Genomic DNA, 12,255 nt, shown 5'->3' with positions numbered 1-12,255 from the left:
ATGATTAAATTAGTTCTAACAGATATGGATGGAACATTTTTGTCTAATAGCGGTGATTTTAATAGGGAACTGTATAAAGATGTAAAAAAAATAATGAAAGATAAAGGTGTTGCTTTTGCTCCTGTTACTGGCAAACAATGCGAACGCATCGAAGAGCTATTTGGAGAAGATGCAAAGGATATATGGATTTTAGGGGATAGTGCAACTCGAATAAAACATAATGGGAAATTTGTCTATGAATCTCTGTTAAGTAATGAGCTAGCATTAGAAATTATTCGTTTACTAGAGGAAATCAGTCTAAATTATACTATTATTGCTTGTACTAGAAATGGTGCATATATAAAGGATAGCATTGCACCTGAAGAAGCATCAATTGTCAGAAAATCTTATGCGCAAGTAAGCAAAGTATCTGACTTTGAAGAAATAACAGATGATTTTGTGAAAATAACGATTCATGATCCACTACTTAAATGTTTTGAAATAAAAGAAAAACTATCTTCCTTTTTTGAATCTGCTTATATTGTAGCATCTGAAGCAGCATGGATTGATATAGCTAATGCAAATGTTCATAAGGGTACAACGGTCGAGCACTTACAGCGGATATTGAATGTCACACCTGAAGAAACGATGGCATTTGGTGATGGTTATAATGATATTGAACTCATGTCGCGTAGTACCTATAGCTTTGCTGTTCGGAATGCAGTGGAAGAATTAAAAGATGCAGCAAATTTTATTACCCGTACGAATGAAGAGGATGCTGTAATGAAAACAATTATACGAATGTTGACCTTATGATAAAAATATCTTCAATATGTCCTTGTAGATACAGCTATTTCTTCACGAAAATTTTTCTGTCTTACATTTTGGTTAAGAGGACTTTTATTTTACCCACTTTTCGTATATAATTTCTTTATTGGAAAAGAGGGTGTATAATGGAGAAAACGAAACCGTATGGAACTGTCCTATTAAGAGCTGCAAAAATTATGGATCATCTTTCAGAAAATCCAAATCAGTCTTTGCAAAACATTGCCCAAAATACAGAGATGACCACTTCTACTACATTGAAAATATTGGATACTTTATTGTTAATTGGCTTTGTTAGCAGGGATAAAAATAAAAATTATCGATTAGGATCGAAGCTTATTCGATATGCCAATCAAGGTGTAGACCAACTGGACTTAGTAGAGCTAACATTGCCGTATTTAGAAAAACTGCAAAAGATGATTGATGAAACAATCCACCTAGGTGTTCTCGTAGACAATGAAATTTTATATGTTAATAAGTTAGAGGCTAAACATCAGACAATAAGAATGTCATCAAGAGTAGGGATAACAAGACCTTTGTATAGTTCCGCAATGGGAAAAGCAGTTCTTGCAGAATTAGAAGAAGAGGAATACTTAAATTATATAAAGGCAACCACATTAGTTCCGTATACAGAACATACAATAACTAACTCTTTAAAATTAGCTTCTGAATTACAGAAAGTTAGAGAAACTGGCATTGCCTTTGATGATGAAGAAATGGAGAAAGATATTTTCTGTATTGGAGCTTCTTTAAAAAAAGATGGGAAAATCATCGGAGCATTTAGTGTAAGTATGCCAAAATATAGGCTCACAGAAGATTTTAAAAATCAAATAATTAAGGCTATCGTCGAGACAAAAAATGAGTTAACGCAAGCTGTGACTCACTAAATCGTTTCGACGATTTTTTTATCCCACTCTTAACGGACAGTAAGACTCCCCTCTCAAGCATATGAGAATACGAGGAAGATAAGTGGGAGATCAAAGGTCCGATTGGTTCAACTAACCATCAGAGGGGGAGGAAGGATAACTCCCCACTAACGGAAGTTTCACTTTATTTGAGGAATGCGTTTACATTTTTCAAAAAAGTATGTATAATCAAGTTATATATTTCTTAATAATAAATTTGTATTTCTAAATAAGAAAAGAGTGGTGGAAATGAAACGAGTTGAAACGTTACAACGTTTAAAGAGTGCTGGAGTTATCGCGGTAGTTCGCGGTAATAGTAAGGAAGAAGCAGTGAAAGCAAGTAGTGCAGTCGTCAAGGGAGGCATGAAGGGAATCGAATTAACTTTTACCGTTCCCAATGCGGATAAAGCGATTAGTGAATTAGTGGAAATGTATAAGCATGATTCGGATATTGTAATTGGTGCAGGTACTGTTTTAGATGCAGTAACGGCTCGTCTAGCAATTATGGCTGGAGCAGAATACATTGTTAGCCCGAATTTTGATAAAGAAACGGCTGAACTATGTAATCTTTATCAAATACCCTATCTTCCTGGATGTTTAACGATTACGGAGATGAAAGAGGCATTAAAGGCTGGAGTAGATATTATTAAGCTATTCCCTGGTAGTGCTTATGGACCGAGTATCGTTTCCGCTTTCAAAGCGCCGATGCCTCAATTAAATATTATGCCAACTGGCGGGGTAAGCTTGGAAAATATGGAGAACTGGTTCAATGCTGGGGTAGTTGCTGTAGGGGTTGGAGGAAATCTATTAGCACCCGTAGCAAATGGAGACTTTGATAAAGTTACAGAGGTTGCTGGTCAGTATATGGAAAAATTTCATCAAATTAAAGGAGCATAAATATGGGGAAGGTTGTCACATTAGGTGAAATCATGCTTCGTCTTTCGACTGATTCTGGAATTCGCATTGCACAGGCCGAAAATCTACATGCTCACTATGGCGGGGGAGAAGCAAATGTAGCAATTTCACTTGCTAATTTTGGCCACGATGTCTATTTTGCAAGCAAAATTCCAGACAATGGTGTAGGAGAAGGAGTAAAAAAGCATTTAAGTCGTTATGGCGTTCATACCGATTTCCTCTTAAGCGGGGGATCTAGATTGGGCACTTATTATATGGAAGCGGGAATTGGTGAAAGAGCAGCGAATGTCATTTATGATCGAGCAGGTTCGAGTTTTGCGGAAATAGCTGAAAGTGAATGGCAAAAGGAAGAACTATTTAAAAATGTCGATATCTTTCATATTTCAGGTATTACTCCTGCTTTATCCTCGAATTGGAAAAAAACAACTATTACGCTCATAAAGGCGGCAAAAGAGGCTGGCTGTAAAATCAGCTTTGATATTAACTATCGAGGTAAATTATGGTCGCAAAAAGAAGCAGGAGAGACAATTACAGAAATTTTGCCGCTGGTAGACTACTGTTCAGCGGGTAAGCTTGATGCTATCTATCTGTTAGGAATTCCTGAATACACTGGCGATGATAATGAATTAGTATACTACTATCAAGAAATACAGAAGAAGTTTCCAAATATCGCTATTTTATATTCTACGAAAAGAAAAGTACTTTCAGCTAGTAGCAATGAATTAATAGGAACATTATGGATGAATGACAGCTACTATGAATCTCAAATACATCTAATTAATCCCATTGTTGATAGAGTAGGAGGAGGGGATGCTTTAGCGGGAGGCATTCTTCATGGAATATTAGTTCAAAACACTCCTCAGGAGATTATTAATTTTGCTTCAGCTGCATCTGCTTTAAAACATACTATTTATGGTGATTGTAATCAATTTAGTGAACCAGAGGTCAAGAGCTTTTTATTAGCTGGCTCTGGAAAAATAAATCGATAGGAGTGACTTAAAAATGCAAAATATGGAAACGCGTTATACACATAGCCCAGAGGATATTCGTCATTACTCTACAGAACAATTACGAAAAGAGTTTTTAGTAGAAAAAGTGTTTATACCTGGAGAAATTAGTTTGACTTATACACATAATGACCGCATGATTTTCGGTGGAGTTACGCCAACGGAAATGTCATTGGAAATTAGTTTAGATAAACAATTAGGTGTAGATTATTTCTTGGAACGTCGCGAGCTTGGAGTCATTAATATTGGAGGCCCTGGTTATATCGAAATCGATGGAGAAAAAGAAGAAATGAAAAAGCAAGATGGTTATTATATTGGCAAAGAAACACGTCATGTAGTCTTTTTTTCTGAAGATCCAAAAAATCCAGCTAAATTTTACATTAGTTCTGTGCCAGCCCACCACAAATATCCAAATGTGAAAATTAGTATTGATAACATTAAACCGATGGAAACCGGTGAACCGTTAACATTAAATCAACGAAAAATATATCAATACATACATCCAAATGTATGTGAAAGTTGCCAATTGCAAATGGGTTATACCATTTTAGAACCTGGTAGTGCATGGAATACAATGCCTTCTCATACACATGAAAGACGTATGGAAGCATATGTCTATTTTGATATGGAAGAGGATACGCGTATTTTCCACATGATGGGCAAGCCAGATGAAACAAAGCATCTAGTTATGAGTAGTGAGCAAGCAGCTATTTCGCCAAGCTGGTCTATTCATTCCGGAGTTGGTACAAGTAATTATTCCTTTATATGGGCAATGTGCGGGGAGAATATCACCTATACGGATATGGATATGATTCCGATGGATAAATTGAAATAAAGTGAAACTTCCATCAATGGGGGGGCCTTCATCCCCCACTGATGGTTAGTTGAACCAATCGGGCCTTTACGGACAGTTGATCTCCCTAGCTTCCTCTTATTCTCATAAGCTTGAGGGGGGAGTCTTGCTGTCCGTTAAGAGTGGGATAAAAGGAGAGAGAAAAATGACATTTGGAATGGATAAATTCCGCATAGACGGAAAAGTTGCATTAGTAACAGGAGCAGTTTACGGAATTGGTTTTGAAATTGCAAGCGCCCTATCAAAAGCGGGAGCAAAAATTGTATTTAATTCTTTAAATCAAGAATCTGTAGAGCAAGCTCTTCGAAGTTATGAAGAAGCTGGAATAGAAGCGAAAGGCTATGTTTTTGATGTAACAGACGAAGAAGCGGTGCAAGCAGCGATTGTGCAAATCAAAGAAGAGGTTGGTCCCATTGATATTTTAGTAAACAATGCTGGGATCATCAAGCGTATTCCAATGGTAGAAATGTCAGCAGAAGACTTCCGTCAAGTAGTGGATGTAGACCTGAATGGACCGTTTATCGTTTCAAAAGCAGTTATTCCCGACATGATTCAAAATGGTGGCGGTAAAATCATTAACATTTGCTCCATGATGAGTGAGCTTGGTCGTGAAACGGTAAGTGCCTATGCTGCCGCAAAAGGAGGACTAAAAATGCTCACAAAGAATATTGCTTCTGAATATGGAGAATACAATATTCAATGTAATGGAATTGGACCTGGTTATATTGCGACACCACAAACAGCTCCATTACGCGAAAAGCAAGCAGATGGATCCCGTCATCCATTTGATCAGTTTATTATAGGAAAAACACCTGCTGCTCGTTGGGGAAATCCTGAGGACCTAGCTGGTTCAGCTGTATTTTTAGCATCCGAAGCATCAAACTTTGTTAATGGGCATATTCTCTATGTTGATGGGGGAATATTGGCTTATATTGGTAAACAGCCTTAAATGATAAAAGAGATAAAATAATATTACTCTAACATTTGTTTAATCAATTAAATTTATAAAACGCAGTAATCAATAATCTTGCTGATTTTGTGGCATATATAATAGATAAAACAAATTTGTCTCCAAATAATCTATATAAGCATCCCGTGTTTCATCCTCTGACGTTAACACGAGCTCAATCTGTTAATTTCTTGTGTTCTTAATTGTATAAAAAAACTTCCATCAGTGGGGGATGAGCCCCCGATTGATGGAAGTTTTTTTATCCCACTCTTAACGGACAGTAAGACTCCCCCCTCAATCTGATGATAATTAAGATGTGTAAGTATATTTAAACTAGATAAAAAAATATCCCAACTTCTTTTGTACTAATTCATTTATCAAAAAAGGCGTACAACAGGTATAGAGCAATGCAGTTATGTCCATTTGCTTTTTATTAGTTATTTAAGGTAATTATGATATGATATTTAGTATGGAAGATTAAATAATATTGTTTTGATTTTAAACGTAATTATGTCTAATCCATATAAATTCCACCTAGAGAAAGACATTGTTATAGAGGTGATTTAATTGATTCATATTGGTTTAACAGGTTGGGGAGACCATACTAGTCTTTATGGAAAAAATACTTCATCACAAAATAAGTTATTCGAATATGCCGGTTATTTTCCTACTGTAGAAGTGGATGCTTCTTTTTATGCGGTGCAATCAGTGCATAATGCAGAAACTTGGGTAAGGAAAACACCTGATTCTTTTCAGTTTATTGTAAAGGCATATCAAGGAATGACGGGACATAATCGCGAAGATACTCCGTACTCCTCGAATGAAGAAATGTTTTCTGCATTTATCGATTCCTTAGTACCGTATAGAAAAGCAGGGAAACTAGCAATGGTCTTGTTTCAATTTCCACCTTGGTTTGATTGTACAAAGGGAAATGTCCAGTATTTAAGAGCATGTAGGAAAAAGATGGGAGATATTCCTCGTGCTCTTGAATTTCGACATCAGTCTTGGTTTGAGCCTAAGTATCGAGAAGGAACGCTTCGGTTTATGAAGGAAGAAAATTGGATTCATAGTATTTGTGATGAACCGCAAGTAAAGCCAGGTTCTGTTCCTACTGTACTGGAAGTTGGCGGTGAAGAAAAAGTACTGATTCGTCTTCATGGTAGAAATCATTATGGATGGCAGCAAAACAATAATCCAAACTGGCGAGAAGTTCGTTATTTATACCGATATAATACTGTTGAATTAAAAGAGTGGGCAGAAAATATTCGCCAGCTTGAAAAGATATGTAGGGATATTTATGTTGTTTTTAATAATAACTCTGGTGGAGATGCTGCCGACAATGGGAAAGAGCTTATTAAATTGCTAAATATAGAATATACGAATTTAGCTCCAAGACAATTAGATTTATTTTAAATGGGAGAAAAGGCAAAAGGAATCATCTCCAACAAATAGAGAAAATACAAAATAAGGAAGGCGAGAAGATGGAAGTCATCCACATATATCATACCAATGATTTACATAGCCATTTTGAAAATTGGCCAAGAATATATGAATTGCTGCGTGAAAGAAAAAAATGGCATAAAGAGGCTGGCGAAGCTGTTTATTTATTTGATATAGGTGACCATTTGGATTTGTCTCATCCTTATACTGAAGCGACGAAAGGCAGAATTAATACGAAGCTTTTAAATAAAGAACAATATGACGCTGTGACAATAGGAAATAATGAAGGAATTACCCTCTCCTATGAGGCATTAGATCATTTATATGATGATGCTTTATTTGATGTAATTGTTGCTAACCTTTATATGAGTGATGGGAAACGACCAGCTTGGGCGATTCCTCATCAAATATACGAGACGGACCAAGGGACAAAAATAGGCGTGATTGGAATTACTGCCTATTTCGAGCGGTTATATGAGCTCTTAGGCTGGAAATTGACTGAGCCAATTCAAGAACTTTCTCAACAAGTAGAAGCGCTTAGAGGACATGTTGATATCATAGTATTGCTATCCCATTTAGGAATAAACGATGATGAAGTTATTGCAACAAATTATCCAGAAATTGATGTGATTTTAGGTGCACATACGCATCATATTTTTCACCAAGGGAAATTAATCAATAATAATCTTCAAGGTGCTGCTGGTAAGTACGGCTATTATATTGGTCATATTGAATTAAAGGTCGATGACTCAAAAAATATAATCGATAAAAAAGCGATATTATATGATACAAGCAAATTACCAATTGCGCATGAAGAGAAAGCTATTATAGAAAATTATTATTTACAAGGAAAGCAAGCATTAGCTGAAAAAGCAGTCACAACAGATGCGCATATTTCTCGAGAAGTCCTAGCAAAAATGCTCTGTGAGAAATTAGTTTCTTGGTGTCATTCAGATTGCGCCATTATTAATGAAGGGTTAATACTAAATGGATTGGATGAAGGAGATGTCACTTACTTTGATTTATTATCGATTTGTCCACATCCAATTAATCCGTGCAATGTTACTTTAACAGGAGCTGAATTAAAAGAAATTTTGCTCGATATGAAAGCAGCAAAATGGGAGACATTGCCTGTAAAGGGTCTTGGATTCCGTGGAACATTAATGGGCAGAATGATATCAGCAGGAATTACACGCGAGATAATTGGAGAAAGAGAAAAATTTTATATACATTCCAAAGAAATACAGGCTGATCAGGAATACATCGTTACAGTTCCTGATATGCTTACGTTCGGTAATTTTTTCCCATCTATTTATCGTGCAACAAAGAAAGATTATTTTCTTCCAGAATTTATGCGGAATATTCTTGCTGATACGTTACGCGATAAGGTAAAAGCTTAAAATTTTTCTTGAGACATAATAATCACTGAATCAATTTCTTCTCTCTTGAATATAATTACCATGAAGGTAAAGAGAGGAGTTGAGCACGAAGTATTATGATTGATGTGTATCCTGTTGATATCAAGGGACATACCTTTATTGCGGTCTCAGTACTATTGCCTAAAACTACTTTACTTGCTGTGAAAAATGATAAAGGTTATATCATGTGCGGAGCGCTAGATGTAGGATTATTAAATGATAAGCTGAAAGACCGAAAAATAATTGCTGGCAGAGCTGTTGGTGTTAGAACGATTGAACAATTGCTGGAGGCACCTTTAGAATCAGTGACAATAGAAGCCGAAGCGTATGGAATCCATAAAGGTATGATTGGAAAAGATGCATTGTTACAAATGGTTTAAATAAAAGCTGTAAAGAAGGTTTAACGAATGGAGGATATTTATCTTTTCGTTAAGCCTTCTTTTTTTATTGCAACAAACTTTATGAAAATAGTCTTTTCTAAAGAAAGAAGCACACTACGATTTAACTACTTAACATTATTTTTAATTTTCTTTCTATAGGTATAAAGAAACAGGAGAGAAAGTACGGTATAATAGTTTGTATACAAATTATTAGGAGCCAATAAAGCATGAGATTAGTTGGGACAAAGAATATAAAAGAGGGTGCAATCTTAGCTAAGCCCATATTAAATAATCATGGAAAAGTGTTAGTAAATAGTGGAGTCCGATTAGAGCAAAGAATTATAAAAAGGTTGCTTGATTTTGGTGTCAGCTATGTTTATTTAGAAGATAAGCACACACAGGATATTAAAGTAAAGGATATTATTTCAGAGCAGGTTAAGATAGAAGCGATGCAAACCATTGAAAAAAGTTTCGATATGATAAAAAGTGCTGATTCTACAAATATTTCAATGGTAATGGAGAAGAACACTCCTGCTTTTAAGAAACTAGTTGGAAAAGTATTGTCAGAATTAAAAAATTATGAAGGTCTTTCATCCATTATGTCTGATGTATATCTTTATGATAATTATATTTTTTCACACAGTTTAAATGTAACTATTTATACATTGGCATTAGGGTTAGAGTTAAAACTTTCACCTAAACAGATGGAAATTCTAGGGTTAGGTGCTATTTTGCATGATATTGGCAAAACAACCATTCCTTTAGAAATTCTTACGAAGCCTGGAAAACTAACAGCAGAAGAATTTGAGATAATAAAGAACCATGCAGAAGCAGGCTTTGAGATTTTAAGAAAAGTGGAGTCCTTGCCACTATTAGTTGCCCATTGTGCTTACCAGCATCATGAACGCTTAAATGGTTCTGGTTATCCAAGAGGTTTGGGAGAAGAGGATATACATTTATTTGGAAAAATCATTGCTGTAGCAGATGTTTTTGATGCGATCACTTCTAATCGCGTTTATCATGATGCCTTATTGCCCCATGAAGCGCTAGAAATTTTATATACAGGGTCTAATCGTTTATATGATGCAACAATTGTCGAGGCTTTTAGAAGATCTATTGTTCTTTATCCTAATGGTTTAAGTGTAAAGTTATCTAATGGAGACAAAGGCATTGTTTGCAAACAAAATAAAGGAATGAATGAAAGGCCAATTATACGAATTGTCGAGAGCCAAGGAAGAGAAATTCCTCCATTTGACTTAGATTTAAAAGAACATCTTTCTATTGTGATAACGGAATGCGATACCATTCAACATCCTTTCTAAAAGTTAATAAGGAGATGAGAATGAAATAACTTCATTCTTATCTCCAAGGAAGTAAAGAGTAGTCATTATTTTTTATTTTTTTGCTTTTATCTGTTCTTGTTTTTCCCATAATCGTAAGTGGGCATATGGATCAAAAGACCATTCTGTATACCCATTATCTTTATAAATCCCATAATGTAGGTGAGGTGGGAATTTCCCAGAAGTACCTGGTGGTCCATATCCCGAACTTCCAACTCCACCTATAATCATACCGGGCTCAACAATCATTCCTGCCTTAATCTCTTTCGAGAATCCACTTAAATGGGCAAAATAATGATAGTTATTATTAATGTCCCGTATTCCTATTCGCCATCCACCATAATTATTCCATCCTTTCATTTCTACAATTCCATAAGAAGTCGCTTTTACAGGGACTCCATAGTCTGCAAAAATGTCTGTTCCTTCATGGATTCGCTTTCCTCCCCATCCTCGAGCATCACCCCAAGTACTGCGATAGCTGTGATTACTTCTTAGAGGAAGAGGGAAGGCATGAGCATCTAAATTTAGCCTACCAAAATTCTTGTATATGGCAGCTTTACCCATTATGATACTTACTGTTTTATCTCTTTTATAGTAATTCCATAAACCAATTTTGAAGTTTTCCTCATCAATTCCGTATTGGCTTATATAATTAGAGAACGCGATAAGGATATCTTCATCATTAAATCTATCTGCTTTTCCATCCCCATCTCCATCCGCTCCAAGCCCTCCAAATAATGGGATGGTTAAAGGGTTCGTGTCCTCTGAATTTGGATTGATAATACCGGCCCACTTTTCTTTCGTAAAATATATCCCAGTCCATCCTTTTGCTTTAGGGATATCTTTTCTTGAGATGCGTATATTTCGTTCATATTGATCGACAGCAGCTATATAATACCAAGGAATTTGATATAATGTTTCTACTTTTTTGTAGAGTTCCATCCTTTTGGTATAAGGATCATCTGTATTTTCATTCGCATATGTGACAGTGTTAGATAGTAAAAACATAAGTATAATGATTAAAAACATTAATCTGTGCAAAGATTAGTCCCTCCCTTCATATTCTGTCGTTATATTTTGTGAGTTATAGCGAAAAAAATAATTATCAATTAATGGTAATCTTTAAAAGGAATAACTTGTAGAGGCATTTCCATTATGTTAAAGTGACAAATGAAAGCGAGGCAATCTTTTTATTGTGTATAACATACAAAGTTTTGTGATTTGAGACTGTTATACAATACTGTTTTTAGGTAAAAATGATGAAAATTATTTTACTAGGAGATGAATATGGTGTCAGAGAGAAAACAAGAATATTTACGCAAACCTGAATGGCTGAAAATTAAATTAAATACGAATGAAAACTATACAGGTTTGAAAAAAATGATGAAGGAAAAGCAGCTACATACGGTTTGTGAAGAAGCGAAATGTCCAAATATTCATGAATGTTGGGCTGTAAGAAGAACAGCTACTTTTATGATTTTAGGAGATATTTGTACAAGAGCTTGTCGTTTTTGTGCGGTAAAAACAGGCTTGCCAACAGAACTAGACTGGCAGGAGCCAGAAAGAGTGGCTGATTCTGTTTATACAATGAATTTAAAGCATGTTGTTATTACTGCTGTTGCCAGAGATGATTTAAAAGACGGCGGAGCAGCTGTTTTTGCAGAAACGGTTCGTGCCATTCGTAGAAAAAATCCATTCACTAGCATTGAAGTATTACCTTCTGATATGGGAGGCGTAGAAGAAAACCTACGATTATTAATGGATGCTAAGCCTGATATCTTGAACCATAATATTGAGACAGTAGAAAGATTGACCCCTAGAGTACGTGCAAGAGCAAAATACCAACGTTCCCTTGAGTTTTTACGTAGAGCAAAAGAAATGCAGCCTAATATTCCGACTAAATCTAGTATTATGATTGGGTTAGGGGAAACGAAAGAAGAAATTATTGCAACAATGGATGATCTACGAGCAAATAATGTAGATATTATGACAATTGGTCAATACTTACAGCCAACTGCAAAACATTTAAAAGTTCAAAAATATTATCATCCAGATGAATTTAAAGAATTGAAAGAAATTGCATTAAGTAAAGGATTCAGCCATTGTGAAGCTGGACCATTAGTACGTTCTTCTTACCATGCAGATGAGCAAGTAAACGAGGCAAAAAAGAATCAGCAAATGGCTGAACATGCAAAAGAAGCATAAAACATTGAGATCCCTTACAGAGGGATCTTTATTTTTAAC

General features: G+C 35.5%; 12 protein-coding genes. 11 read left to right on the top strand and 1 reads right to left on the bottom strand.

The features are described 5' to 3' along the window. The 10 genes from HHU08_RS18695 to HHU08_RS18650 all read left to right on the top strand — a co-directional run bounded on the left by HHU08_RS18695 (nt 1) and on the right by HHU08_RS18650 (nt 9,993). Nucleotides 1-795, top strand: coding sequence for an HAD family hydrolase (locus HHU08_RS18695; RefSeq protein WP_169189028.1), 795 nt, complete (start codon nt 1-3; stop codon nt 793-795). A gap of 137 nt (nt 796-932) precedes the next feature. After that, nucleotides 933-1,691 carry an IclR family transcriptional regulator gene (locus HHU08_RS18690; RefSeq protein ID WP_016202429.1) on the top strand — a complete coding sequence of 253 codons (759 nt, stop codon included), beginning with the start codon at nt 933-935 and terminating at the stop codon, nt 1,689-1,691. Between the two features lie 267 nt (nt 1,692-1,958). Next, complete coding sequence (locus HHU08_RS18685; protein WP_169189027.1) at nt 1,959-2,606, top strand: bifunctional 4-hydroxy-2-oxoglutarate aldolase/2-dehydro-3-deoxy-phosphogluconate aldolase; 648 nt, start codon at nt 1,959-1,961, stop codon at nt 2,604-2,606. A 2-nt stretch (nt 2,607-2,608) separates the two neighbouring features. Next, entirely contained in the window at nt 2,609-3,613 is a 1,005-nt protein-coding gene (locus HHU08_RS18680) for a sugar kinase (RefSeq protein WP_169189026.1), read from the top strand. A gap of 22 nt (nt 3,614-3,635) precedes the next feature. Next, entirely contained in the window at nt 3,636-4,466 is an 831-nt protein-coding gene (gene kduI, locus HHU08_RS18675; RefSeq protein WP_235678988.1) for a 5-dehydro-4-deoxy-D-glucuronate isomerase, read from the top strand. A gap of 163 nt (nt 4,467-4,629) precedes the next feature. Then, nucleotides 4,630-5,433, top strand: coding sequence for a gluconate 5-dehydrogenase (locus HHU08_RS18670; RefSeq protein ID WP_169189024.1), 804 nt, complete (start codon nt 4,630-4,632; stop codon nt 5,431-5,433). A 567-nt stretch (nt 5,434-6,000) separates the two neighbouring features. Next, nucleotides 6,001-6,846: a DUF72 domain-containing protein gene (locus HHU08_RS18665; RefSeq protein ID WP_169189023.1), complete on the top strand. Its 846-nt coding sequence runs from the start codon at nt 6,001-6,003 to the stop codon at nt 6,844-6,846. 68 nt (nt 6,847-6,914) lie between these two features. Beyond that, the gene (locus HHU08_RS18660; RefSeq protein WP_169189022.1) at nt 6,915-8,273 is read left to right on the top strand and encodes a bifunctional metallophosphatase/5'-nucleotidase; all 1,359 of its coding nucleotides are present in this window, start codon (nt 6,915-6,917) and stop codon (nt 8,271-8,273) included. 95 nt (nt 8,274-8,368) lie between these two features. Beyond that, complete coding sequence (locus HHU08_RS18655; protein WP_016202422.1) at nt 8,369-8,671, top strand: YunC family protein; 303 nt, start codon at nt 8,369-8,371, stop codon at nt 8,669-8,671. Nucleotides 8,672-8,898: 227 nt separating this feature from the next. Then, on the top strand, nt 8,899-9,993 hold the full coding sequence (locus tag HHU08_RS18650; RefSeq protein ID WP_169189021.1) for an HD-GYP domain-containing protein: 1,095 nt from the start codon (nt 8,899-8,901) through the stop codon (nt 9,991-9,993). Nucleotides 9,994-10,065: 72 nt separating this feature from the next. On the opposite strand, the gene HHU08_RS18645 is transcribed toward HHU08_RS18650, so the two are convergent. After that, complete coding sequence (locus tag HHU08_RS18645) at nt 10,066-11,040, bottom strand: M23 family metallopeptidase (protein ID WP_016202420.1); 975 nt, start codon at nt 11,038-11,040, stop codon at nt 10,066-10,068. 258 nt (nt 11,041-11,298) lie between these two features. On the opposite strand from HHU08_RS18645, the gene lipA reads away from it, so the two are divergent. Next, nucleotides 11,299-12,216, top strand: coding sequence for a lipoyl synthase (lipA, locus tag HHU08_RS18640; protein WP_040343046.1), 918 nt, complete (start codon nt 11,299-11,301; stop codon nt 12,214-12,216). Nucleotides 12,217-12,255: the final 39 nt, after the last annotated feature.

The organism is Niallia alba (genome assembly GCF_012933555.1).
Lineage (GTDB): Bacteria > Bacillota > Bacilli > Bacillales > Cytobacillaceae > Niallia > Niallia alba.
Note: the sequence above shows the minus strand (reverse complement) of the source record. Positions and strands in the feature narration are given on the sequence as shown.